Annotated in this window: 25 protein-coding genes, 1 pseudogene and 1 riboswitch; of the genes and pseudogenes, 15 read left to right on the top strand and 11 right to left on the bottom strand. The window is 74.4% G+C overall.

Annotation, left to right across the window (positions count from 1 at the left end; all coding sequences use genetic code 11):
• Positions 1–37: 37 nt before the first annotated feature.
• Positions 38–379 carry a helix-turn-helix transcriptional regulator gene (locus tag ACGFI2_RS07505; protein ID WP_393512192.1) on the bottom strand — a complete coding sequence of 114 codons (342 nt, stop codon included), beginning with the start codon at positions 377–379 and terminating at the stop codon, positions 38–40.
• A gap of 170 nt (positions 380–549) precedes the next feature.
• Here ACGFI2_RS07505 and ACGFI2_RS07510 point away from each other — a divergent pair, with 170 nt between their 5' ends.
• Entirely contained in the window at positions 550–1,194 is a 645-nt protein-coding gene (locus ACGFI2_RS07510; protein WP_393512194.1) for a carbonic anhydrase, read from the top strand.
• Between the two features lie 64 nt (positions 1,195–1,258).
• Here the strand turns inward: ACGFI2_RS07510 and ACGFI2_RS07515 are convergent, their stop codons facing one another.
• The 4 genes from ACGFI2_RS07515 to ACGFI2_RS07530 form a co-directional block, all read right to left on the bottom strand.
• On the bottom strand, positions 1,259–2,284 hold the full coding sequence (locus ACGFI2_RS07515; protein ID WP_393512196.1) for a coiled-coil domain-containing protein: 1,026 nt from the start codon (positions 2,282–2,284) through the stop codon (positions 1,259–1,261).
• Positions 2,285–2,288: 4 nt separating this feature from the next.
• Positions 2,289–2,419: riboswitch (cyclic di-AMP (ydaO/yuaA leader) on the bottom strand.
• A gap of 153 nt (positions 2,420–2,572) precedes the next feature.
• Entirely contained in the window at positions 2,573–3,865 is a 1,293-nt protein-coding gene (locus tag ACGFI2_RS07520; protein ID WP_393512198.1) for a YibE/F family protein, read from the bottom strand.
• 181 nt (positions 3,866–4,046) lie between these two features.
• Positions 4,047–4,226, bottom strand: a complete 180-nt coding sequence (locus ACGFI2_RS07525; RefSeq protein ID WP_393512200.1) for an SHOCT domain-containing protein — start codon at positions 4,224–4,226, stop codon at positions 4,047–4,049.
• A gap of 156 nt (positions 4,227–4,382) precedes the next feature.
• A complete protein-coding gene (locus ACGFI2_RS07530; RefSeq protein ID WP_091062541.1) occupies positions 4,383–4,682 on the bottom strand; it encodes a metal-sensitive transcriptional regulator in 300 nt (99 codons plus the stop codon).
• 79 nt (positions 4,683–4,761) lie between these two features.
• Between ACGFI2_RS07530 and ACGFI2_RS07535 the strand changes: the two genes are divergently transcribed.
• The 4 genes from ACGFI2_RS07535 to ACGFI2_RS07550 all read left to right on the top strand — a co-directional run bounded on the left by ACGFI2_RS07535 (position 4,762) and on the right by ACGFI2_RS07550 (position 8,438).
• Positions 4,762–4,968, top strand: coding sequence for a heavy-metal-associated domain-containing protein (locus tag ACGFI2_RS07535; protein ID WP_393512202.1), 207 nt, complete (start codon positions 4,762–4,764; stop codon positions 4,966–4,968).
• A gap of 34 nt (positions 4,969–5,002) precedes the next feature.
• Positions 5,003–5,932: a hypothetical protein gene (locus ACGFI2_RS07540; RefSeq protein ID WP_393512205.1), complete on the top strand. Its 930-nt coding sequence runs from the start codon at positions 5,003–5,005 to the stop codon at positions 5,930–5,932.
• Positions 5,929–8,184, top strand: a complete 2,256-nt coding sequence (locus ACGFI2_RS07545; RefSeq protein ID WP_393512208.1) for a heavy metal translocating P-type ATPase — start codon at positions 5,929–5,931, stop codon at positions 8,182–8,184. Before ACGFI2_RS07540 ends, ACGFI2_RS07545 begins: the two co-directional genes overlap by 4 nt.
• An 80-nt stretch (positions 8,185–8,264) precedes the next feature.
• Positions 8,265–8,438 (top strand): CsbD family protein, encoded by a 174-nt coding sequence (locus tag ACGFI2_RS07550; protein WP_091416163.1) that lies wholly within the window; start codon positions 8,265–8,267, stop codon positions 8,436–8,438.
• A gap of 155 nt (positions 8,439–8,593) precedes the next feature.
• Here the strand turns inward: ACGFI2_RS07550 and ACGFI2_RS07555 are convergent, their stop codons facing one another.
• The 3 genes from ACGFI2_RS07555 to ACGFI2_RS07565 form a co-directional block, all read right to left on the bottom strand.
• Entirely contained in the window at positions 8,594–9,838 is a 1,245-nt protein-coding gene (locus ACGFI2_RS07555) for an RNA polymerase sigma factor (protein WP_393512211.1), read from the bottom strand.
• On the bottom strand, positions 9,835–10,194 hold the full coding sequence (locus tag ACGFI2_RS07560; RefSeq protein ID WP_393513141.1) for a YciI family protein: 360 nt from the start codon (positions 10,192–10,194) through the stop codon (positions 9,835–9,837). The genes ACGFI2_RS07555 and ACGFI2_RS07560 overlap by 4 nt, the downstream gene beginning before the upstream one ends.
• Before the next feature lie 104 nt (positions 10,195–10,298).
• Entirely contained in the window at positions 10,299–11,489 is a 1,191-nt protein-coding gene (locus ACGFI2_RS07565) for a DUF2786 domain-containing protein (RefSeq protein ID WP_393512214.1), read from the bottom strand.
• Positions 11,490–11,710: 221 nt separating this feature from the next.
• Between ACGFI2_RS07565 and ACGFI2_RS07570 the strand changes: the two genes are divergently transcribed.
• The 5 genes from ACGFI2_RS07570 to ACGFI2_RS07590 all read left to right on the top strand — a co-directional run bounded on the left by ACGFI2_RS07570 (position 11,711) and on the right by ACGFI2_RS07590 (position 15,964).
• Positions 11,711–12,472: a DUF3152 domain-containing protein gene (locus ACGFI2_RS07570; RefSeq protein ID WP_393512217.1), complete on the top strand. Its 762-nt coding sequence runs from the start codon at positions 11,711–11,713 to the stop codon at positions 12,470–12,472.
• Positions 12,473–12,502: 30 nt separating this feature from the next.
• Positions 12,503–13,165, top strand: a complete 663-nt coding sequence (locus ACGFI2_RS07575; RefSeq protein WP_393512220.1) for a response regulator transcription factor — start codon at positions 12,503–12,505, stop codon at positions 13,163–13,165.
• A gap of 2 nt (positions 13,166–13,167) precedes the next feature.
• Positions 13,168–14,358: a sensor histidine kinase gene (locus ACGFI2_RS07580; RefSeq protein ID WP_393512222.1), complete on the top strand. Its 1,191-nt coding sequence runs from the start codon at positions 13,168–13,170 to the stop codon at positions 14,356–14,358.
• 91 nt (positions 14,359–14,449) lie between these two features.
• The gene (locus tag ACGFI2_RS07585) at positions 14,450–14,941 is read left to right on the top strand and encodes a DUF2231 domain-containing protein (RefSeq protein WP_393512225.1); all 492 of its coding nucleotides are present in this window, start codon (positions 14,450–14,452) and stop codon (positions 14,939–14,941) included.
• 45 nt (positions 14,942–14,986) lie between these two features.
• Positions 14,987–15,964: an aldo/keto reductase gene (locus ACGFI2_RS07590; RefSeq protein WP_393512227.1), complete on the top strand. Its 978-nt coding sequence runs from the start codon at positions 14,987–14,989 to the stop codon at positions 15,962–15,964.
• A 3-nt stretch (positions 15,965–15,967) separates the two neighbouring features.
• Here the strand turns inward: ACGFI2_RS07590 and ACGFI2_RS07595 are convergent, their stop codons facing one another.
• A complete protein-coding gene (locus ACGFI2_RS07595) occupies positions 15,968–16,396 on the bottom strand; it encodes an ATP-binding protein (RefSeq protein ID WP_393512230.1) in 429 nt (142 codons plus the stop codon).
• Positions 16,397–16,715: 319 nt separating this feature from the next.
• On the opposite strand from ACGFI2_RS07595, the gene ACGFI2_RS07600 reads away from it, so the two are divergent.
• Positions 16,716–16,934: a hypothetical protein gene (locus ACGFI2_RS07600; RefSeq protein WP_343443817.1), complete on the top strand. Its 219-nt coding sequence runs from the start codon at positions 16,716–16,718 to the stop codon at positions 16,932–16,934.
• Between the two features lie 15 nt (positions 16,935–16,949).
• Here ACGFI2_RS07600 and ACGFI2_RS07605 read toward each other — a convergent pair whose 3' ends face one another.
• Both ACGFI2_RS07605 and ACGFI2_RS07610 read right to left on the bottom strand, forming a co-directional pair.
• Positions 16,950–17,660 carry a GAF and ANTAR domain-containing protein gene (locus ACGFI2_RS07605; protein ID WP_393512233.1) on the bottom strand — a complete coding sequence of 237 codons (711 nt, stop codon included), beginning with the start codon at positions 17,658–17,660 and terminating at the stop codon, positions 16,950–16,952.
• Between the two features lie 170 nt (positions 17,661–17,830).
• Positions 17,831–18,277, bottom strand: a complete 447-nt coding sequence (locus ACGFI2_RS07610; RefSeq protein WP_393512236.1) for an STAS domain-containing protein — start codon at positions 18,275–18,277, stop codon at positions 17,831–17,833.
• Positions 18,278–18,487: 210 nt separating this feature from the next.
• On the opposite strand from ACGFI2_RS07610, the gene ACGFI2_RS07615 reads away from it, so the two are divergent.
• From ACGFI2_RS07615 to kdpA, 4 genes and pseudogenes are all read left to right on the top strand, one after another.
• On the top strand, positions 18,488–19,192 hold the full coding sequence (locus ACGFI2_RS07615) for an ANTAR domain-containing protein (RefSeq protein WP_393512239.1): 705 nt from the start codon (positions 18,488–18,490) through the stop codon (positions 19,190–19,192).
• 214 nt (positions 19,193–19,406) lie between these two features.
• A pseudogene (locus ACGFI2_RS07620) lies at positions 19,407–20,072 on the top strand (aromatic acid exporter family protein); the annotation flags it as partial.
• A gap of 215 nt (positions 20,073–20,287) precedes the next feature.
• Complete coding sequence (gene kdpF / locus ACGFI2_RS07625; RefSeq protein WP_088643699.1) at positions 20,288–20,377, top strand: K(+)-transporting ATPase subunit F; 90 nt, start codon at positions 20,288–20,290, stop codon at positions 20,375–20,377.
• Complete coding sequence (gene kdpA, locus ACGFI2_RS07630; RefSeq protein ID WP_393512243.1) at positions 20,377–22,032, top strand: potassium-transporting ATPase subunit KdpA; 1,656 nt, start codon at positions 20,377–20,379, stop codon at positions 22,030–22,032. Before kdpF ends, kdpA begins: the two co-directional genes overlap by 1 nt.
• Positions 22,033–22,044 lie beyond the last annotated feature (12 nt).

The raw sequence follows: 22,044 nt of genomic DNA on the forward strand, positions 1-22,044 counted from the left end.
CGGCGGCGTGCGGGCACGGGCGTGCGTCCGGCCGCGGTCACGACTCGGCGGTGGCGTCCGCGACCGGCTCGACCGCGAAGAGACCGAGCAGCGCACCCACCTGCTGGTCGGCCTCCGCCGGGTGCCGGAAGCGGCCACTGGGGTTGATCGTGTATTCGTTGCGGCGGCCCACCCGGGTGCGGCGGAGGTAGCCGCCGGTCTCCAGGTCGGCGACGATGGCCTGGGCCGCCCGCTCGGTGACACCCACCTCGTCGGCCACGTCCCGCAGCCGCGCGGTGGGGTTGCGCGCGATGGCCAGCAGCACGTGCCCGTGGTTGGTGAGGAAGGTCCAGTTGCGGCGGCTCCCGTCCTCGCCTGGTGTGGTCGCCATGGCGGTCATCGTATGGCTTTCCCCGGCCCGCGTCCCGAGCCGGCGTGAGCCGCGACGGTGACGTATGAAATGCGTATCACGAAATCTTGACGTGCCTTGGGTCGCGTGTGACTGTGGGTCGCGAGGCCGACACCCGCCAGCCGGCCTGGTCGTTCCGCGCGAGGACGAGGTGAGCAGCGATGACCCCTGACGAGGCACTGGCCGAACTGCGGGCCGGTAACTACCGGTTCGTCACCGGTGTGCCGCAGCACCCGAACCAGAACGCCGGGCGGCGGACGGCGGTCGCGGACGGCCAGCACCCGTTCGCGGTGATCGTCGGCTGCTCCGACTCCCGGCTCGCCGCCGAGATCATCTTCGACCGCGGTCTCGGTGACCTGTTCGTGGTGCGCACCGCCGGGCACACCGCCGGCCCCGAGGTGCTCGGCAGCGTGGAGTACGGGGTCACCGTGCTCGGCACGCCGCTCGTGGTGGTGCTCGGCCACGATTCGTGCGGCGCGGTCCAGGCGGCCCGCGAGGCGGTACGCACCGGCTCCGCCCCGGCCGGACACCTGGGCGCCGTGGTGGACGCCGTCTCGCCCAGCCTGCTCCGTGCCGCCCGGCAGGGGGTCGAGGACCTCGACGGCATCGTCGACGTCCACATCGCGCAGATCGTGGAGACCCTGCTGGCCCGTTCGACGGTGCTCGCCGAGCGGGTGGCCGGTGGAGCGTGCGCGGTGGTCGGCATGTCGTACCGGCTCAGCGGCGGCGAGGTGCGGACGGTGGCGCAGTCCCCGACCCCGCTGCCCGCGCCGGCCGCGCCGGCGGACCCGGCGCTCGCCGGCTGAGTCGCACCCGGACACGCGAGAAGGGGCCGCCCTCGGGCGGCCCCTTCTTCGTGTGCCTGTCGCGTCAGAGCAGCGACATGTGCACGTGGTCGGTGTGGTTGGAGGGTCCGCTGTAGGAACTCCAGCCGGTCGCCGGGAACCAGATCTGCCGGTTCCAGATCACGTAGTAGATGCCCAGCCGGTCCGCGTTGCGGATGAGGAAGGCGGCCACCTCGTTGCCGTACCGGCGGGTGTCGTTGTTGTGCCACGGCGCGAAGCCGCTGTTCTGCAGCGACCAGTCACAGGCCTTGCCCTTGGGGTGCTCCCACGGCCCGCCCGGTCGGTAACAGCCCACGAAGCGGCTGAAGCCGGCGCGCTTGACCTCCTTGTACGCGTGCAGCGTGCGCGGCGTGACGCAGCCGGAGGTGGTCGGGTCGTTCTCGCTGCACGACTCCGACTTCCAACCGCCGTCGGCGGTGCGGCCGGGGCCGACCCGGGCGACCGGCGAGGTGGCCGAGACCAGGCCGCCGGTGAAGCCCAGCCCGCCGACCAGCTTCAGCGCCTTCTGCGCCTCGGTCCGCTCGCGGGCCATCGCGTTGGTCTGCTTCTCCTGCTCGCGCACCTCGGCGTCGGCGGCGATCTTGGCCTGCTCGGCGCGGGTCCTGGCGGCGTTGACGGCGGCGAGCCGCTGCGCGTTGTAGAGGTTCAGTTCGTCCAGGGCGCTGGCGCGTTCGACGAACGAGTCGGGCGACCGGCTCTCCAGCAGCATCGCCATCGCGCCCATTCGCCCGGTCCGGTAGGACTGCGCGGCGATCTGGTTGACCTGCGGGCTGAGCGCCGCCAGCTCGGCCTCCGCCGCCGCCTTCTCGGCGGTCAGCCGCTTCTGGCGCTCCTGAGACTTGGCGAGCTTCGCCTTCGCCTGGACGTAGGACCGGTTGGCGGAGTCGATCGCCTCGGTGATGAGCGGCGGTTCGCCGTCCTCCCCGTGCCCGGAGGGCTTGGGGGCGGCGGCGTGCGGGGCGGCCGTCGCCGGGGTCGGCCCGACCAGCACGGCGAACGCGGCGAGCACGGCCACCACGGGTGTCGACCAGCGGCGCAGGGGTGCCGTCACAGTGTTCCCTTCCGTCGACCGCCGACCGGGTTAGCTGACGGGTTCGGGACGGAAGCGGCCCCTACCGCTCGCGCGGATTCACCCCATGTACCTGGTTCCCCGGTTCGCCCGGAGGCGATTGGGCGGCGGCACCGCAGGCGCCGGTGCGCGCCTTCGGCGGTGACCGGGGCGAGGTTACCCGAGATCCCGACCGGGGATCTACGTCCGGAAGGCGACCAATCGCGAGAATTCGACATTGCCCAGCGTGAGCAGCATCGCGTTTGACGTCGGCCGTCACGCTGCGGAGTGTCACCATGCGGCCTCCGTGCTCCCCGGGTCGCCGGGCCGCCGTCCGCCGAGCGCCTCCAGCGCCTCGTCCCGCCCCTGTGGAGGCCGGGACGCGGGCGGTGGCGACGCCGGGGCGGCGTCCGGCACGGGCCGGCCGGCGGTGGTGACGACCGCGGCCAGCGCGGTGGTCATCGGTACGGCGGCGATCAGACCGAGCGTGGCGACCGCGCTGCGGACGATCTCCTGGGCGAGGAACTCGCTGGTGAGGATCTCGCTCACCGGGCGGGAGTCGGCGACCAGCAGGAGCAGCAGCGGCAGCGAGGCGCCCGCGTACGCCAGCACGATGGTGTTGACGGTCGACGCGATGTGCGCCCGGCCGACCCGGGTGGCCGCCCGGTAGAGCTGCCGCCGGGACAGGTCGGGGTTGGCGCGCGCCAGCTCGGTGACGGTCGCCGCCTGGGTGACCGTGACGTCGTCCAGCACGCCCAGCGAGCCGATGATGATGCCGGCCAGCAGCAGCCCGTGCAGGTCGACCTCGCCCTGGAACATGGACAGCGTGGTGGCGTCCTCGCTGCCGAAGCCGGTCAGGTGGGTGGCTCCGGTGGCCAGCGTGCCGAGCACGCCGGTGACCACCAGGCTGCCGAGCGTGCCGAGCACCGCCACGGAGGTCTGCGCGCTGATCCCGTGGGTCAGGTAGAGCACCACGAACATGATGAGTGCGGCGCCGACGATCGCCACCGGCAGTGGGGACCGGCCGGCGCCGATCCCGGGCAGCACGAAGCCGAGCAGGATGGCGAAGCTGGCCGCCAGCCCGCCGAGCGCGGCCAGACCGCGCCAGCGGCCGAAGGCGACGATCGCGGCGGCGAAGAGCGCCACCAACCAGACCAGCGGCGTGCCGCGTTGGTGCTCGGCGATGTTGTAGGTCTTCACCGTCGGGTCGGCCGGGTCGGTCAGCTCGACCAGGATCACCTCGTCGCCGACCTCGACCCGTGGCGCGCCGGGCCCCGCGGGGATCGGCGTCTCGACCTGCCTGCCGGCGTCCGGGCCCTGCTCCGCGGCGACGGTCACGGTGCCGCAGCGGCCGTCGGCGCCCTCCGGCGCCTCCGGGGTCGGCGGGCAGGGCTCGGTCACCACCCGGGTCACGGTGCCCTGGTGACGTGGCACGTTCGCGCCGCCCGCCGGCTCCGGTCCCGACCGGGGCCAGAGCGCCAGCGCCGCGATCACGGTGAGCGCGAGGAGCGGCACGACGGTCGCGAGGAGAAGCCGGCGTACCCGGGGTGGCGCGGGGGCGGGACGGGTGTGGTCGGCGCCCACGGCGTCTCCCAACTGTCGACGGCGCGACCCGGTCACCGGCCCGGTCGGTCCCCGGCCGGCGCGGACGGTGCTGACCACGCCCGGTCGTCGCCGGGCCATGGTAGCCAGCGCCGACCGGGGCGCCCGGCAGGCCGCTGCGGAGCCCATCCGCCGGCCGCGCCCGGGCGGGGGTGACCGGCGGTCAGCTCAGGCCGGCGCGCCGCCGCCGGTAGTCGTCCTCGTCGATCTCGCCGCGCGCGTACCGCTCGTCGAGGATGCGCCGGGCCGTACCCGGCGTCGCGGAGCCCACCCCGGGCAGCCTGACCACCAGCCAGACCAGCCCCGCGAGCGCCGCGAGCGCCAGCAGGGACCAGAGCCACATCCAACCCATCATCGGGCCCGACCACATCATCCGGCCGCCCTCCGTCCGTTCGGGCGGGTCGGCGCGGCGCCGACCCGGCCGTCACCTCGACGGTACGTGCACGAGCGGCCGGGCGGGCCGGGCCGCGCGGCCCATTTCCGGGGTCGGAAGTCCTGGTCAGCCGCGCTTCATCAGGCGGCCGACGGCGGCCATCATCTCGGTGGCCATCTCGTCGGCGCGGCCCTCGGCGGCGCCCTCGTGCATGCAGTGCCGGGCGTGGCCGTCGAGCAGGCCCAGGGCGACCTTGTCCAGCGCGGCCTGGATGGCCGAGATCTGCGTCAGCACGTCGATGCAGTAACGGTCGTCCTCGACCATCTTCTCGATGCCCCGGACCTGGCCCTCGACGCGACGGAGCCGGGCGAGGAGCTGGTCCTTGCTGGCGGTGTAGCCCCGGGTCGGGGTGGACGGCGTGGTCATCCGTCGAGGATAGCGTACCCCTCGGGGGTATGGTAACGTTCCGCTTGTACCCCCAGGGGGTATCAGATCGGAGGGCGAGATGGACACCACCTACCAGGTGAACGGCATGACCTGCGGCCACTGCGTCAACGCCGTCAGCACCGAGCTGACCGCGCTGCCGGGCGTCACCGACGTCCAGGTCGACCTGGCCACCGGCCGGGTCACCGTCACCAGCCAGGGCCCGCTGGACGCGGCCGCCGTCCGCGCCGCCGTGGACGAGGCCGGCTACGACCTCGCCGAGGCGTGACCGGCCCACGCATCGCACATCTCCAGGAGGCACCATGAACACGGCGACGAAGCTGAGCGGCTTCGCCCTCGGCCTCGCGGCGGTGTTCGGCGGGGCGTACGGGATCGGTCACCTGGCCGGTCCCGTCGCCCCGGCCGCCGAGACCAGCCACGACACCACCGACACCGACCACGACACCACCGACACCGACCACGGGACCGGCGCCGCCGGCCACGGCGACGAGGGCCCGGCCGACGCCGCGCACCTGCCCGGCGGGCTGCTCGTCTCCGAGCGCGGCTACACGCTCCAGCCGACCACCGCCCCCACCGGCCAGTTCGCGTTCCGGATCACCGGCCCGGACGGCCGGCCGGTCACCCGCTACGAGGTGGCCCACGACAAGCGCATGCACCTGATCGTCGCCCGGCGCGACCTGTCCGGCTTCCGGCACGTGCACCCGGAGCTGGCCGACGACGGCACCTGGCGGGTCGCCTCGCCGCTCGCCGGACCCGGCGTGTGGCGGGCGTTCGCCGACTTCACCCCCACCGGCGGGGAGGCGCTGACCCTCGGCGTCGACGTCACCATCCCCGGCCCGCTGGCCGCCCGGCCGCTGCCGGCGCCGGCCACCAGCACCACGGTCGACGGCTACACGGTCACGCTCACCGGCACGCCGGAGCCGGGCCGCACCAGCCGGCTCACGCTCTCGGTCAGCCGGGACGGCCGCCCGGTCACCGACCTCCAGCCCTACCTCGGTGCGTACGGACACCTGGTGGCGCTGCGCCAGGGTGACCTGGCCTACCTGCACGTGCACCCGGAGGGTGCGCCCGGCGACGGGCGGACGCCGGCCGGACCGGCGGTCACGTTCGCGGCCGAGGTGCCCTCGGCCGGGGCGTACCGTCTCTACCTGGACTTCCGGCACGGCGACGCGGTGCACACCGCCGAGTTCACCGTCGTGGCCGGCGACCCGACCGGGGAGGTGCCGCGATGACCACCACGGGCAAGACGCTGCCGACCGCGCCGAACCTGATCGAACTCAAGATCGGCGGCATGACCTGCGCTTCCTGCGCGGCCCGGATCGAGAAGAAGCTCAACCGGATGGACGGCGTCGAGGCCACGGTGAACTACGCCACCGAGAAGGCCACCGTCCGGTACGCCGACGAGATCGCGCCGGACGACCTGATCGCCACCGTGGAGAAGACCGGCTACACGGCCGAGGTGCCGCCCCCGCCCGCGCGTGACCGGGCGGCCGTGGCCGGCGAGCCGGTGGACGAGCTGCGCGGCGCGCGTACCCGGTTGTGGGTCTCCGCCGTGCTGACCCTGCCGGTGATCCTGCTGGCCATGGTGCCGGCCTGGCAGTTCGACTACTGGCAGTGGGCGTCGCTCACCCTGGCCGCGCCGGTGGTGGTCTGGGGTGGGCTGCCGTTCCACCGGGCCGCGCTGGTCAACCTGCGACACGGCGCGGCGACCATGGACACGCTTGTGTCGCTCGGCACGCTGGCCGCGTTCGGCTGGTCGCTCTGGGCGCTCTTCCTCGGCGACGCCGGGATGCCGGGGATGACCCACCCGTTCCGGTTCGACATCACCCGGGGCGACGGCGCCGGCAACATCTACCTGGAGGCCGCCGCCGGCGTCACCCTCTTCATCCTGGCCGGCCGATACTTCGAGGCCCGCGCCAAGCGCACCGCCGGCTCCGCGCTGCGCGCCCTGCTCGAACTGGGCGCGAAGGACGTGGCGGTGCGGCGCGGCGGGCAGGAGGTGCGGATCCCGGTCGACCAGCTCGCGGTGGGTGACCGGTTCGTGGTCCGGCCGGGGGAGAAGATCGCCACCGACGGCGTGGTCGAGGAGGGCACCTCGGCGGTCGACGCCAGCATGCTCACCGGCGAGTCGGTGCCGGTCGAGGTGGGGCCGGGCGACGCCGTGGTGGGCGCCACCGTCAACGCCGGCGGCCGGCTCCTGGTCCGGGCCACCCGGATCGGCGGGGACACCCAGCTCGCCCAGATGGCGCGGCTGGTGGAGCAGGCGCAGACCGGCAAGGCGGCGGTGCAGCGGCTCGCCGACCGGATCTCCGGCGTCTTCGTGCCGATCGTGATCGCCCTGGCCGCCGCCACGCTGGGCTGGTGGCTCGGCACCGGCGCCGGGCCGACCGCCGCGTTCACCGCCGCCGTGGCCGTCCTGATCATCGCCTGCCCGTGCGCGCTGGGTCTGGCCACACCCACCGCGCTGCTGGTCGGCACCGGACGCGGCGCGCAGCTCGGCGTGCTGATCAAGGGGCCGGAGGTGCTGGAGTCCACCCGCCGGATCGACACCGTGGTGCTGGACAAGACGGGCACCGTCACCACCGGTCGGATGGCGCTCGCCGAGGTGCTGCCCGCGACCGGCGAGGACGCCGCCGAGCTGCTCCGGTTGGCCGGCGCGCTGGAGGCGGCCTCCGAGCACCCGATCGCCCGCGCGGTCGCCGAGGCGGCGGCCGAGGCCGGTACGCCGCCCGCCGTCGGCGACTTCGCCAACGCCGAGGGCCTGGGCGTGACCGGCACGGTCGACGGCCGGACCGTGGTGGTCGGGCGCCTCCGGCTGCTGCGGGAGCGCGGTCTCGACGTACCCGAGGAGGTCGTGCGGGCCGCGACCGGCGCGGAGTCGGCCGGCCGCACAGCGGTCCTGGCCGGCTGGGACGGGCGGGCCCGTGGGGTGCTCGCGGTGGCCGACCCGGTGAAGCCGACCAGCCGGGCGGCGGTCGACCGGCTGCGCGGCCTGGGGCTCACCCCGGTGCTGCTCACCGGCGACAACGCCACCGTGGCGAAGGCGGTCGCCGCCGAGGTGGGCATCGACGAGGTGATCGCCGAGGTGCTGCCGGCCGACAAGGTGGAGGTGGTCGAGCGGCTCCAGCGCGAGGGCCGGGTGGTGGCCATGGTCGGTGACGGGGTCAACGACGCCGCCGCGCTGGCCCGGGCCGACCTCGGGCTGGCCATGGGCACCGGCGCCGACGTGGCGATCGAAGCCGCCGACCTGACCCTGGTCCGGGGTGACCTGCGGGCCGCGGCGGATGCCATCCGGCTCTCCCGCCGCACCCTGGCGATCATCAAGGGCAACCTGTTCTGGGCGTTCGCCTACAACGTGGCCGCGCTGCCGCTGGCCGCCGCCGGGCTGCTCAACCCGATGCTCGCCGGTGCGGCGATGGCCTTCTCGTCGGTCTTCGTGGTGGCGAACAGCCTCCGGCTGCGGCGGTTCCGCCCGATCGGGTGACCCGCCGCACCGGAATGGTTGGGCGGGTGGGCGACGGGGTAACTGGTTGTCGTCACGCAACTGCTGAGTTGGAGGTTCGCATGGGTCTCGACGACAAGATCGACAACACGTCCCAGGACACCGCGGGCAAGGTCAAGGAAGGCATCGGTCGGGCGACCGACAACGAGCGCCTCGAGGCCGAGGGCCGCAACGACCAGGCCGGCGCCAAGCTCAAGCAGGCCGGCGAGAAGATCAAGGACGCCTTCAAGAGCTGACGTACGACCCGCGCAACCCACCGGGCCGGCCTTCGGGCCGGCCCGGCGTGCGGTCTGCCGACCGATCGGCTCTTCCTCTGGGTGCACCTGATGTCGCTCCAGCGACGACAGATGCACCCAGAACCGCGCTTCCCCGTCGCCCGCGGGGGCGGGAGTCATCGGTCGGCTGCCAGGCGCGCGGCGCGTACCTCCAGGTAACGCCGCTCGGGCAGGCTGGTGGTGGCCCGCGCGGCGGCCAGGTAGGCGGCCCGGGCGTCCGCCCGGTCGCCGGCCAGTTCGAGCAGGTGCGCGCGGACGGCGGCCAACCGGTGGTGGCCGGCGGTCCGGTCGTCGCCGCCGAGCGGCGCGAGCAGCGCGAGGCCGGCCCGGGGGCCGTCCACCATGGCCACCGCGACGGCCTGGTTGAGCGTGACCATCGGGTTGGGCGCGATCCGGGCCAGCACCCGGTAGAGCGCGACGATCTGCGGCCAGTCGGTGGTCGCGGCGGTGGGCGCCTCCGCGTGCACCGCGGCGATGGCCGCCTGCACCTGGTACGGGCCCGGCGCCGACCAGGTCAACGCGTCGGTCACCAGCGTGATCCCCTCCGCCACGGCGGCCCGGTCCCAGCGGGTGCGGTCCTGTTCGGCCAGTGGCACCAGCGCCCCGTCCGGGCCGGTACGCGCCGCCCGGTGCGCGTCGGTCAGCAGCATCAGCGCCAGCAACCCGGCCACCTCGCCGTCGTCCGGCAGCACCCGGCGCAGCTCCCGGGCCAGCCGGATCGCCTCCCCGGTCAGCTCGGCCCGGTGCAGCTCGTCCCCGCTCGACGCGGTGTAACCCTCGTTGAAGACCAGGTAGAGCACGCGCAGCACCGCGCCCAGCCGTTCGTCGCGGTCGGCCGCCGAGGGCAGCGTGAAGCGCGCTCCGGTCGCCTCGATCCGCTGCTTGGCCCGGCGGATCCGCTGGCTCATGGTGGCCTCCGGCACCAGGTACGCCCGGGCGATCTCGGCGGTGCTCAACCCGCCCACGGCCCGCAGCGTGAGCGCCACCTGGGCGTTGACCGGCTGCGCCGGATGACAGCAGAGGAACAGCAGCTTCAGCGTGTCGTCCCCGCTCGGCGGCTCCTCGTCGGCGGGCGGGGCGACCGCCGCGTACGCGGGCTGCCGGATCGCCACCGCGACCTCGCGCTCCCGGCGGGCGTGCTCGCTGCGCCACTCGTCGGTGAGCCGGCGGGTCGCCACGGTGACCAGCCAGGCGCGGGGATGGTCCGGCACGCCCTGCGCCGGCCACTGGGTGGCGGCGGCCAGCAGCGCCTCCTGGACCGCGTCCTCGCAGGCGTAGAACTGGCCGTGTCGGCGCACGAGCACGCCGAGGACCTGCGGCGCGAGCGCCCGCAGCAGGTCCTCGACCGCCCGGGAGGTCACATCTCCGTCCCGGCCTGCTCCATCACCGCCCGCACCTCCAGCACACCGCAGCCGCGCCGCACGTCCGGCCAGCTCGCGGCGATCTCGGCGGCCCGCTCCGGGGTGTCGCAGTCGACGGTCAGGTAGCCGGCGAACTGCTCCTTGCTCTCCACGAACGGCCCGTCGGTGATCTCCGCGCCGCCGGCCGAGTGCCGAACCGTGCGGGTCTGCGACGGGTGGGCCAGCGCCTCCCCGCCGACCAGCTCGCCGGACTCGGTCAGCTCCTTCATGATGACGTCGACCTCACCGAAGATCGCGTTGCGCTCCGCCTCGGTCAGCTCCTCCACGAAACCGGGCCGGTTCCAGATCAGCAGCATGTACTTCACGGTCCACTCCTCGGGTCGGGGCCACCGTCGTCGGTGGCGCCTCGCGGTCGGGTCGGAGCCCGCCGGCCCGATCCGACATCATCCCTCGAAGAAGTTCAGCGGGCTCCGCGCAGCGGGCGGCGTGGCGCGTCGCCGGCGTCGAGCGAGGCGCGGTCGGCGGCGCTGGTGCCGGACGTCCACCCCTCCGAGTCGCGCACCTGGAGCCGGTGCCGCGTGGTGCCCGGGAAGAGCTCGTCGGCGCGTTCCCGGACGGCGTCCGAGCGGGCCGCGAGCACCGGCAACAACCGGTCGTCGGCGTGTTCCTCGGCCGCCGCCGTGCTGGCCGCCCGCAGCCGCTCGCCGATCCGCAGCGCGAACGCGTTGAGGAACGACTCGTCGTAGCCCTTGGTGCGCCGCCCGCTGCTCTTGCCGCGCCCGGCCCGCCCGCGCAGCATCGCGGCGGTGGCCTGCACCAGCAGCGACGTGTGCAGCAGTTCGACCGCGGCCAGGTCGGCCGGGAAGCCGAGCACGGTGGCGAAGCCCAGGTCGTCGGACCAGACCGACTCGCACCGGTTCGCCGCCGACACCTCCTGGATCAGCAGCGCCTTCGCCGCCGCGTACGGGGCGTCGGTGCCCAGACGCATGCCGCCCGGCCGGTCGGGGCGAACGGCTGCCGCGTCGAGCAGCGCCGCGTCGATGCTGTGCCGGGCCATCAGCTCCTGCGCCTTCGCGGTGAACGCCTCCGCCTCGGCCGGGTAGGCGGTCGACTCGGCCTTGGCCAGCAGCGCGCGTACCCGGTCGAGCATCCGGGAGCCGGTGGCCGGGACGGCGGCGAGCGGGACGGCGGCGGCGCCGGGCGGTGGGCGGAGCAGCGCGATCGGGGGCAGTCCTTCGACCAGGACGAGCGCGTCGACCGCGTCCCGCAGCGCGGTGACCCGGTCGCCTTCGGCGCGGCGGTCCAGCCAACCCGCGTCGGCGTCCCAGCGGGCGCCCAGCTCGGCGAGCTGCTCGTCGAACCAGGCCGGGACCGGGTCGGGCAGCGTGCGCCGCTGGGCGGCGACCGCGTCGCGCAGCAGCCGGACGCCGCGCGGGGTGAGCCGCCGGGTGGCGAGCCGGTCCAGGTCGACCGGTTGCCAGCCGCGCGGCCAGAGCCGGCCCAGGGTGCGGCACAACCGGGCGAGCAGCGCCGCGTCCACCGCCGCGCCGTCGCCCACCACCAGCCGGTCGAGGGCACGCTCGGCGGCACGTACGTCGGTGCCGCGCGCCGCCACGAGGGCGTCGTCGAGCAGCGGCTCGGCTGAGGACACGGGTGGCTCTCCCTGGACTCCAACAGGCGGCAGGTCGCCCACCCCGGCCTCGACGGTACCCGGCCCGCCGGTTCAACCGAGAGGCGCCGGCGTCCGTACTCTCCTGCGGAGCGCGGGCGGGGCGACGGACGGAGAGCGACGTGGGCGGGCAGGACCGGGGTGCGCATCGGCGGCGACGGAGGTCGCGGGCCGGGGTCCGCGCGCTGGTGGCGCTCCTCGTCGTGACCGGCCTCACGGCCGCAGGCGGGTACGCGGTGCGACGGCACCCGGACCTGCTGGCCTCGGCCGGGGTGGAGCGGACCGTGCCGGCGACGGTGCCGTCCGCGCGCCCGCCGGTGACGGCCGCGCCCTCACCGGTCCCGGTGGCCGGCCGGGTGCCGCCCGGCATCGGCTACCCGGCCCGGGGCGGTGGCGGCTTCCGTACCGCCGACACGGTCGGCGCGGTGGCCGGGCGCTCCGGTGAGCTGCTGCGCTACCGGGTCGCGGTCGAGGACGGCATCCGCAACGTGGACGTGGAACGCTTCGCCCGGGAGGTCGCGGCGACGCTTGCCGACCGGCGGGGCTGGACCGGCGACGGCCGGTGGCGGCTGCAGCGGGTGGGCCGGGACGGGCCGGCCGACTTCACCGTGCTGCTGACCACGCCGGTGACCCGGGGTGAGCTGTGCGGCGACCCGAGCGACCGCTACACGTCCTGCCGCAGTGGCGACCGGGTCGTGATCAACGTGGCCCGCTGGGTGTACGGGGTGCCGCACGTGCCCGACCTCGACCTCTACCGGCAGTACCTGCTCAACCACGAGGTCGGCCACCGGCTGGGCCGGGGTCACGAGCGCTGCCCCCGGGCCGGCGGACCGGCCCCGGTGATGGTGCAGCAGACGCTCGGCCTGCACGGCTGCGCGCCGAACGCCTGGCCGCTGGTCGGGGGCGAGCCGCTGGCCGGCCCGTCCGGCCAGTACGACGACCCGATCCCGGCCGGGGACCGCTGAGTCGCCTCGTCGCGGGTGAATACTGGCCCGGTGGAGAGCCGCCCCCGCCTGCTGCTGGTCGAGGACGACCGCGCCCTGTCCGGCCTCCTCGCCGACCTGCTCGCCGACGAGGGGTACGAGGTCGAGGTGGCCGGCGACGGGCACCTCGGCCTGCACCGCGCGCTCACCCGGGACTACCAGGTGATGGTGGTCGACCGAGGGCTGCCCGCGCTGGACGGCTTGGAGCTGGTCGCCCGGCTGCGGGCGCACGGCGTCACCTGCCCGGTGCTGCTGCTCACCGCCCGGGGCGCGGTGCACGACCGGGTGGCCGGCCTGGACGCCGGGGCGGAGGACTATCTCGTCAAGCCGTTCGAGGTGGCGGAGCTGACCGCCCGGCTCCGCGCGTTGCGCCGCCGGCACCCGGACGGCGCGGGCTGGTTGCCGCTGGGCCGTCGCCGGCTCGACGTGGGCAACCGCCGGGTGGTGGACGGCGCGGACGAGATCCCGCTCTCCGCCCGCGAGTTCGCCGTGCTGCACGCCCTCGCCGGCCGGCCCAGCAAGGTGTTCACCCGGGCGGAGCTGCTCAGCACCGCGTTCGACCGGGCCGACGCGCCGGGCACGGTCGACGCCTGCGTCCACCACCTGCGCCGCAAGCTGGGCCGGGACGCCGTACGCACGGTGCACGGCCTGGGCTACCGGCTCGGGGCCGGCTGAGCGTGGACGAGGCCCGGCTCGCCCGTGCCCGCCGGCGCAGCGTGGCCCAGACCGCCGGCGCCATCGGGCTGGTCCTGCTGCTGGTCGGCGCGCTGATGTACGCGTTGACCAGCCGGCAGGAGTCGCGGGCGCTGGACGGTGAGCTGAGCCGGGTGCTGGCCGCCGCCGAGGACGTGGACGACCCGCCGCCCGGGCAGTTCCTGGCCCGGCAGCGCCCCGGTGACCCGGCGATCGAGGTGACCCCGGGCGCGTCGCCGGAGCTGACCCGGGTGCTCGACCAGGCGGTACGGGGCGTGCCCGGCCGCCACGACGCGACGGCCGGCGACGACCGGCCGGTCCGGGTGGCGGTGGAGCGCCGGCCGGACGGCACCCGCTGGGCGGTCGCCGCCGACCTGGCCCCGCTGCGCCGGCGGCAGGGCCAGCTCGGCCTCGCGCTGCTGGTGGCCGAGCTGGCCGGGCTGGCCGGCGCGCTGGTCACGGCAACGCTGCTGGCCCGGCGGGCGGTCGCCCCGCTGGCCACCGCGCTGGGTATGCAGCGCCGGTTCGTGGCGGACGCCTCGCACGAGCTGCGGGCCCCGCTGACCGTGCTGCACACCCGGGCGCAGCTGCTGGCCCGGCGCGCCCGCGACCAGCCGGCGGAACGGCTGGCCGGGCAGCTCGACCAGCTCGTGGCGGACACCCGGGCGCTCGGCGAGGTGGTCGAGGACCTGCTGGTGTCGGCCGCCGCCGAGCACCAGCCGCTGCCGGACACCGAGGTGGACCTGGCCGAGGTGGCCCGCGAGGTGGTGGAGAGCATGTCCGCGTACGCCGGGGAGCGGCAGGTGGAGCTGCGGTTGGCGGCCGGCGGCCCGGCGCCGGTCCGGGGCGCCCGGCCGGCGCTGCGCCGCGCGCTGACCGCGCTGGTGGACAACGCGATCGGCCACGTGCCGGCCGGCGGTCACGTCACCGTCACCGTGGCCCGCCGCGACGGACGGGTCGCCGCCGAGGTCGCCGACGACGGGGTCGGTCTGGATTCGGCGGAGGCGGACCGGCTCTTCGCCCGGTTCGCGCACGGCACGGCCGGGGCGGGCCGGCGGTTCGGTCTCGGGCTCGCCCTGGTCCAGCACGTGGCGCGGGCGCACCGGGGCGCCGTCGAGGTGACCGGCGAGCCGGGGCGCGGCGCCACCTTCACCGTCCTGCTGCCGCCCGCCTGAGCGCCGGGCGCGCTCCGGCGCAAGAACTTCGCAAGAAACGCCGGGCACTGTGGGAGCCGGACCGGCCGCCCCGACCGCCGAGGAGATCACCGTGCCCGACTCCGTGAACGGACTGCCGCTGCACCCGCTTGTGGTGCACGCCGTGGTGGTGCTGCTGCCACTGGCCGCGTTGGGCGTCGTCGCGCTGGCCGTACGCCCCGCCTGGCGGGGGCGCTTCGGCTGGCTCGTGGTGCTGGTCGCCGCGCTGGCCACCGCCGCGATCCCGCTCGCCACCCAGAGCGGGGAGGACCTGGAGCACCGGGTCGGCGACCCGGGCCGGCACGCCGAGCTGGGCGACCAGTTGATCTGGTTCGCGCTGCCGCTGCTGCTTGTCGCGGTCGCGCTGGTCTGGCTGCACCGCCGCGCGGACCGCCCGGCCGGTGACCGGCCGAAAACCGGATCCGGCGCGCTCGGCGTGGTGGTGGCCGTGCTCGCGGTGGCGGTGGCCGCGGCGAACCTGGTCCAGGTCTACCGGGTGGGCGACTCCGGCGCGAAGGCGGTCTGGGGCGACGTCCCGGCGGCCACCGCGGAGCACGGCGACTGATCCCGCGGGACTGCGGTCGTCCCCGGCCGGTGGTGTGATGGGCGCATGGACTACGTGACGTTCGGCTCCACCGGCCTGGAGGTGTCCCGGCTCTGCCTGGGTTGCATGAGCTACGGCGAGCCGGGGCGGGGCACGCACCCCTGGTCGCTGCCGGAGGACGCCGCCCGGCCCTTCATCAAGCAGGCGCTGGAGCTGGGGGTGAACTTCTTCGACACCGCCAACGTCTACTCCGACGGCACCAGCGAGGAGATCGTCGGCCGGGCGCTGAAGGACTTCGCCGACCGCGAGGACGTGGTGATCGCGACCAAGGTGCACGGCCGGATGGGTCCCGGGCCGAACCGGGGCGGGCTGTCCCGCAAGCACATCATGAGCGAGATCGACGCGAGCCTGCGCCGGCTCGGCACCGACTACGTCGACCTCTACCAGATCCACCGCCTCGACCCGGCCACCCCGATCGAGGAGACGCTGGAGGCGCTGCACGACCTGGTCCGGGCCGGCAAGGTCCGCTACCTCGGCGCCTCGTCGATGTACGCGTGGCAGTTCGCCAAGGCGCTGTGGGCCGCCGAGCGGCACGGCTGGACCCGGTTCGTCTCCATGCAGAACCACTACAACCTGCTCTACCGCGAGGAGGAGCGGGAGATGCTGCCGCTCTGCCTCGACGAGGGGATCGCGGTGATCCCGTGGAGCCCGCTGGCCCGTGGCCTGCTGACCCGCGACCCGGGCGAGCGGACCACGCGGACGGAGACCGACGAGTTCGGCCGGAAGCTCTACGCGCGCACCGAGGAGCACGACCGGGCCGTGGTCGACGCGGTGGGTCGGGTGGCCGAGCAGCGGGGCGTGCCGCGCGCGCAGGTCGCGCTGGCCTGGGTGGCCCGCAACCCGGCGGTGACCGCGCCGATCGTCGGCGCGACGAAGCCGCACCACCTGACCGACGCGGTCGCCGCGCTGAAGCTGGAACTGACCGACGCCGAGGTGGCGGAACTGGAGGCGCCGTACGTCCCGCACCCGGTGTCCGGCTTCTGAGCCCTACCGCCGCGGGAACGCGGCCCAGAGGTGCTTGGTGGTGTCGGTGGCGTACCAGCCGACGTCCAACGAGATCGACTGGGCCAGGAACAGGCCGCGTCCGCCCGAGTCCGTCGGGCTGATGTCGGTCAGCTCCGGCACCGAGCTGACGTCGTGGTCGACCACGTCGAGCAGGAACCGGTCGTCGGTGGCGAGCAGCGTGACGATGGTGGGCGGCCGGCCGTGCCGCAGCGCGTTGCTGGACAGCTCGGTGGCGACGACCAGGACCATGTGCGGCACCTCGTCCAGGTCCTCGCCCTGCACCAACCCGTGCCGGTTCAGCGCGGCGCGCAACGACGCCCGCACGTCACGAAGCTCCTCGGGGGTGTCGAGCACCCACCGCTCCAGCTCGGTGGCCTCTGGCGGCGGCGGCGAGGTGCGCAACTGTGCCATGATCTGGCCTTACCCTGCGTAGCCATCCGTTAAGCGCGTTCGGTGAGCCACACCGCGGGCGCCGGCGACGTGTCGACCACACGGATACACCGACCGGCTGATCGTGCTCCACCCGCAGGCGACCGTCACCGGAGTCAACCCGAACGGCTGCTGGGACCGGTGGGGCTGTCTCGGGTTCGCGAACTACCCGATCAAGGGCGCGGTGCCCAGGTGGAGACCGTCATGAACATGGTCCGCCGGCTCGACGGACGACCCGCGTGAGGTCCGGCCCGCACCTCGGGTCTGGGCCGGACCGGGTCACCTACGGTACGGTCACCTCATGGTCGTCGAGGAACATTGGTGGAACGGCGTCAACATCCCCCGCGGACGCCGCGACGTCTACATCTGCACCGACGGACAGCGGTGGCAGGTCCAGGCCCAGATCGGCGGCGCCGCCGGCCGATCGAAGATCCAGCAGTGCCCGAGCCGCGGCTCGGCGAGCATCCTCGCCGGCGCCTGGCGGTCGAGCGGCACCGGCTGGCGGGAGATGCCACGCTGAACCCGTCGACGGCGGTCAGTCCCGACCGCCGTAGACGGCGCGGTCGACGAGTGACTCGGCGACCTCCCGCAGCTTCCGGTTGGAGTCCTGCGACACCCGGGCCAGGATGGCGAACGCCTCCTCGGCCGAGCAGCGGCGTTGGCCCATGATGATGCCCTTGGCCTGCTCGATCACCGCCCGGCTCTGCATGGCCTCCTGCATCTGCTGCGCCAGGGTGGCGGTGCTCTCGTAGAGGTGGACGTTGGCCAGCGCGATGGCGGCGTACCCGGCCAGGGTCTGCGCGAGTTCGACCTGGTCGTCGAAGACCCCCGGGGCCGCGCCGTAGATGTTGAGCGCGCCGACCACCGCCTCCTGGATCGGCAGGCCGATCGACAGGGAGCTGGCGGCGCCCGCCTCGTCGGCCCGGACGGCCCACTCCGGCCAGCGGCTCTCCGCCGACATGTCCGGCACCAGCATGGCGGTGCCGGTGGTCGCGGCGTCGAGGCACGGGCCGCGGCCCTGCTCGTACTGCCACTCGTCCAGGGTCAGGGCCAGGTCGCCGGTGTGGGCGGCGGTGTGCGCCTCGCCGCCCTGGACCAGGGTGACCGAGACCTCGGCGGTGCCGCGAAGCGTGTCCTTGGCGACCTGCGCGATGGTCGACAACACCACGTCGAGGTCGACCTCGTCGTACTTGATCCGCCCGAGTCTGATCAAGGCTGCGGCGAGGTCGGGGTGGGCCTGCGGCATGAGCTGTGACGTCCTTGTGCGAAGCGCCGTCGCCCCAGGGGGGGTGGGACGGCGGGTGGCGGGGACGGCCCGCAGTCGCGGACCGCTGTCCGATCCGACGGATCGGCACCTGCGCCGCTTCTTGACGCTCGTTCGTGACGTCCCGGAGGGGCGTCAGTCACGGAACAACTCTACGACCCGGCCCGGGCGGGGACGACGGGACGTGCCGACGGGTTGCCGACGACACGGGCCGGCGGACGGTCGGCGACCTCGAACCCGGTGAGCGTGCCGGTGACGTCGAGGACGCGGCGGACCACGGGGGAGGGATCACAGAGCGTGAGTCGGCCGCCGCGCTCGGCCACCAGCCGTCGGGCCCGGACCAACGCGTCGGTGCCGTTCGCGCCGAAGAAGGTGACCTCGGACAGGTCCACCGCCACCAGTGGCGTCGGGGCGGCGACGTTCTCCAACAGCTCCATGAGCAGATGGGCGTTGCTGAGGTCGATCTCGCCGGCGACCGAGACCCGGGTCACGTCCCCCTGGACCTCGCAGCTCAACCACATGATCGGGTCGTCCGGCCGGAGCGACCCGGAGGCGGTCGGAACGTGATGACGGCCGAAACCCGGCAACTTCCTCGACATGGCACCTCCCACCTGACGAATCGGCGGACGCTCCCCGGCCGGGAACGAGGCCGGCCGTGAGCGGGGTGGAGGGCACGTGTCTTGACCCGCACCCGACAGTACGTCGTCCCGGCCGTCGCCGCACGTCGCGTTCCCGTGCCGCCGGTCCGGCCGGCGGGTAGGTTGGGCGATGCCCGACCGTCCGACCGCCGGCCGACGGAGGACCCGCTGATGGCAGCCCCGAGTACGGAACCCGGTGAAGCCCTCGCCGAGTTGAGCCGGATCCGGCTCAACGAGATGAGCCTGGAGGACGTGCTGCGGCGCGTCGCCGAGCTGGCGAACCAGGCGGTCCCCGGCAGCGCGCACGTCACCGTCACGCTCGCCCAGGGCGGCCACAACTCCAGCGCCGCGTGCACCAGCGACCTGGCCCGGGACCTCGACGAGTGGCAGTACCGGCACGAGCGCGGTCCCTGCCTGGACGCCGCAGCCAGCGCGGCCAGCATCTCACTGCCGGACATAGCCGCCGAGGAGCGCTGGCCGGAGTGGGCCGCGCACGCCCGCGAGGCGGGCATCGGCAGTTCCCTGTCGATCGGGCTGCCGATCCAGGAGGCGGTCACCGGCGCGCTCAACCTGTACGGCCTGGCCGCGCACGCGTTCGACAGCGCGGCCGCGCGGACGGCGGAGAACTTCGCCGCGTACGCCGCCGTCGCCCTGGCCAACGCGCACCTCTACGACAACGCCGCCACCCTGGCCCGGCAGATGCAGGAGGCGATGCGCAGCCGGGCGGTGATCGAGCAGGCCAAGGGCATCGTCATGGGCGAGCGACGGTGCTCGGCCGAGGAGGCGTTCGCGTTGCTGTCGAAGCTCTCCCAGGACACCAACCGCAGGGTGCGCGAGGTGGCCGAGACCCTGGTCGCCAACGCCGCCGGCAACTGACTCCCGGACGGCGCGGGAATGGCCCGCCGGGAAGCGGGTACGCGCGGCCGTGGCCGGTGCCGGGACGGGCGGGGACGGCGGGCGGGCCGCCGCCGGGTCGGGCCTCGCCGGCCGGCTGCGCTCCGCGCCGGCGCTGCTGACCGACCCGTTCCGTCGGGTACGCGCGGGCGCCCGCCTGGCCGCCCAGGCGGGACTGGCCGCCGGCCTCTCCTGGGGCGGGGCCATGCTGCTGGTGACCGCCGTGCTGCTGCCGCTGAACCCGTTGCGGATCATCAACCGGGCGGCCGGCCCGGCGCTGAACCTGCTCGCCGACCAGTTGGACCGCGCCGCCGACGCGCTGCGCGAGCGGGACGCCGAGTCGGCTCGCGTCGCCCGCGACCGGCTGCGGGACAACAAGGCGGAGATGGGCGCGTTCGGCGAGGCGGCGCAGGGCGCCCGGGAGGCCGCCGCGCTCTCCCCGGTCTACCGGACCGCTCGGGAAGGACCGGTCGGCCGGTACGCCGAGGCGGTCGCACCGGTGGACCGGGCGATGCGCAACAGCGGCACGCTGCTCCGGCGGACGGTCACCCTGATCGCCGACGGCGAGCGGGTGCCGGACGCCATGCCGGCCGCGGTGGCGGCGCTGGCCGAGGCGACCCGGAGGCTGCGGAAGGAGTTCGCCCACGGCGCGGCGGAGGCGACCCGGTGCCGCGAGTCCGCGTTGCGGGCCGTCGCCGAGGCCGGCCGCGCCTACCGGGCCGGGGTGGACTTCTCCGGCGCGGTCTTGGTGGCCCAGGTGCGCACCACGGCCAGCGACCTCCTGGTCGCCACCGACGTCGACCAGGACGAGGCGAACCGGTTGGTCCGCGCCGCGTTCGGTCCGCTCGACCGTCCGGCGTGAAAGGCGCGTCAAGAAACCGCCGCCCGGCGTGACGGTCGCGTTATAGCCCCTGTCCGTGCGCGCGGCCCGGCGTTTTGATTGCCCGGCGCGACCGGGAGGCGGTCGCGAGGACATCGTCCGCTAGGAGAGGTCAGCGTGTCTGACGTGCTGTTCGTGTTGCTGACGGTGGGGCTGTTCGCGGCCCTCGCCCTCGTGGTGAGGGGCGTGGAGAAGCGGTGAACGCCGTCAACGCCGTCGGCCTGGTGCTGGCGATCGGGCTGGGCGTGTTCCTGGTCGTCGCCCTGCTGTTCCCGGAGCGTTTCTGATGAGCACGACCACAGCCGGGGTGCTGTTCGTGCTGTCGCTGGTGGTGGCGCTGGTCGCCGTGCACCGGCCGTTCGGCGACCACATGTACCGGGTGGTCTCCGGCACCCGCTCGTCAGGCGTCGAGCGGATGATCTACCGCCTGGTCGGGGTCAACCCGGCCGCCGAGCAGACCTGGGGCGTCTACGTCCGCGCCGTGCTCGCCTTCTCGGTCGTCTCCGTCCTGTTCCTCTACGCGTTCCAGCGCCTGCAGAACCACCTGTGGCTCTCGCTGGGCTTCGACCCGGTGGTGCCGCACGGCGCGTGGAACACGGCCGTGTCGTTCGTGACCAACACGAACTGGCAGTGGTACTCGGGCGAGTCGACGATGGGCCACCTGGTGCAGATGGCCGGACTGGCGGTGCAGAACTTCGTCTCCGCCGGGGTCGGCATCGCCGTCGCGGTGGCGCTGGTCCGGGGCTTCGCCCGCAGTCGCACCGGCGAGCTGGGCAACTTCTGGGTCGACCTGGTCCGCGTCACGCTGCGGATCCTGTTGCCGATCGCGGTGCTCGGCGCGATCGCGCTGATGCTCGGTGGGGTGGTGCAGAACCTGTCCGGCGGCACCGACGTGACCACGCTGACCGGCGGCGGCCAGACGATCACCGGCGGGCCGGTGGCGGGCCAGGAGGTGATCAAGGAACTCGGCACCAACGGCGGCGGCTTCTACAACGCCAACAGCGCCCATCCGTTCGAGAACCCGACCGCGTGGACGAACTGGCTGGAGATCTTCCTGATCCTGGTGATCCCGTTCAGCCTGCCCCGGGTCTTCGGCCGGATGGTCGGACAGAACCGGCAGGGTCACGCCATCGCCGCCGTGATGGCGATCCTGGCGCTGGCCAGCATCACCCTGACCAACGTCTTCGAGATGGCCGGGCACGGCACGGTGCCGCAGGCGGTCGGCGCGGCGATGGAGGGCAAGGAGGTGCGGTTCGACGTGTCGAACTCGGCCACCTTCGCGGCGGCCACCACGCTCACCTCGACCGGCGCGATCAACTCGTTCCACGACTCGTACACCGCGCTGGGCGGGATGATGACGCTTGGCAACATGATGCTCGGCGAGGTGGCGCCGGGCGGCGTCGGCGCCGGCCTGTACGGGCTGCTGATCCTCGCGGTGATCACGGTCTTCGTCGCCGGCCTGATGGTCGGCCGGACGCCGGAGTACCTGGGTAAGAAGATCGGGGCGCGCGAGATCAAGTTCGCCTCGGCGTACTTCCTGATCACGCCGGCGCTGGTGCTCACCGGCACCGCCGCCGCGTTCGCCACCGGCAACGCCTCGACCGCGCTCAACACCGGCCCGCACGGGCTCTCCGAGGTGCTGTACGCGTTCACCTCGGCGAGCAACAACAACGGCTCGGCGTTCGCCGGCATCACCGTGAACACGCCCTGGTGGAACACCGCGCTCGGGCTCTGCATGCTGCTCGGCCGGTTCCTGCCGATCATCTTCGTGCTCGCGCTGGCCGGGTCGCTGGCCCGCCAGCAGCCCACACCCGCGTCCGAGGGCACCCTGCCGACCCACGAGCCGCTCTTCGTCGGCATGGTCGTCGGCGTCACGGTGGTCCTCGTCGCGCTCACCTTCCTGCCCGCCCTCGCGCTCGGCCCGCTGGCCGAAGGGCTGTGACCACCATGAGAG

Origin of the sequence: Micromonospora sp. NPDC049282, assembly GCF_043197045.1 — a bacterium.
GTDB lineage: Bacteria > Actinomycetota > Actinomycetes > Mycobacteriales > Micromonosporaceae > Micromonospora.

Bases quoted from the DNA above. Each gene is read 5' to 3' on its own strand.
- ACGFI2_RS07505 (WP_393512192.1), bottom strand. From the start codon at position 379: ATGACCGCCATGGCGACCACACCAGGCGAGGACGGGAGCCGCCGCAAC.
- ACGFI2_RS07510 (WP_393512194.1), top strand. From the start codon at position 550: ATGACCCCTGACGAGGCACTGGCCGAACTGCGGGCCGGTAACTACCGG.
- ACGFI2_RS07525 (WP_393512200.1), bottom strand. From the start codon at position 4,226: ATGTGGCTCTGGTCCCTGCTGGCGCTCGCGGCGCTCGCGGGGCTGGTC.
- ACGFI2_RS07530 (WP_091062541.1), bottom strand. From the start codon at position 4,682: ATGACCACGCCGTCCACCCCGACCCGGGGCTACACCGCCAGCAAGGAC.
- ACGFI2_RS07535 (WP_393512202.1), top strand. From the start codon at position 4,762: ATGGACACCACCTACCAGGTGAACGGCATGACCTGCGGCCACTGCGTC.
- ACGFI2_RS07540 (WP_393512205.1), top strand. From the start codon at position 5,003: ATGAACACGGCGACGAAGCTGAGCGGCTTCGCCCTCGGCCTCGCGGCG.
- ACGFI2_RS07545 (WP_393512208.1), top strand. From the start codon at position 5,929: ATGACCACCACGGGCAAGACGCTGCCGACCGCGCCGAACCTGATCGAA.
- ACGFI2_RS07550 (WP_091416163.1), top strand. From the start codon at position 8,265: ATGGGTCTCGACGACAAGATCGACAACACGTCCCAGGACACCGCGGGC.
- ACGFI2_RS07560 (WP_393513141.1), bottom strand. From the start codon at position 10,194: ATGCTGCTGATCTGGAACCGGCCCGGTTTCGTGGAGGAGCTGACCGAG.
- ACGFI2_RS07590 (WP_393512227.1), top strand. From the start codon at position 14,987: ATGGACTACGTGACGTTCGGCTCCACCGGCCTGGAGGTGTCCCGGCTC.
- ACGFI2_RS07595 (WP_393512230.1), bottom strand. From the start codon at position 16,396: ATGGCACAGTTGCGCACCTCGCCGCCGCCGCCAGAGGCCACCGAGCTG.
- ACGFI2_RS07600 (WP_343443817.1), top strand. From the start codon at position 16,716: ATGGTCGTCGAGGAACATTGGTGGAACGGCGTCAACATCCCCCGCGGA.
- ACGFI2_RS07605 (WP_393512233.1), bottom strand. From the start codon at position 17,660: ATGCCGCAGGCCCACCCCGACCTCGCCGCAGCCTTGATCAGACTCGGG.
- ACGFI2_RS07610 (WP_393512236.1), bottom strand. From the start codon at position 18,277: ATGTCGAGGAAGTTGCCGGGTTTCGGCCGTCATCACGTTCCGACCGCC.
- ACGFI2_RS07615 (WP_393512239.1), top strand. From the start codon at position 18,488: ATGGCAGCCCCGAGTACGGAACCCGGTGAAGCCCTCGCCGAGTTGAGC.
- kdpA (WP_393512243.1), top strand. From the start codon at position 20,377: ATGAGCACGACCACAGCCGGGGTGCTGTTCGTGCTGTCGCTGGTGGTG.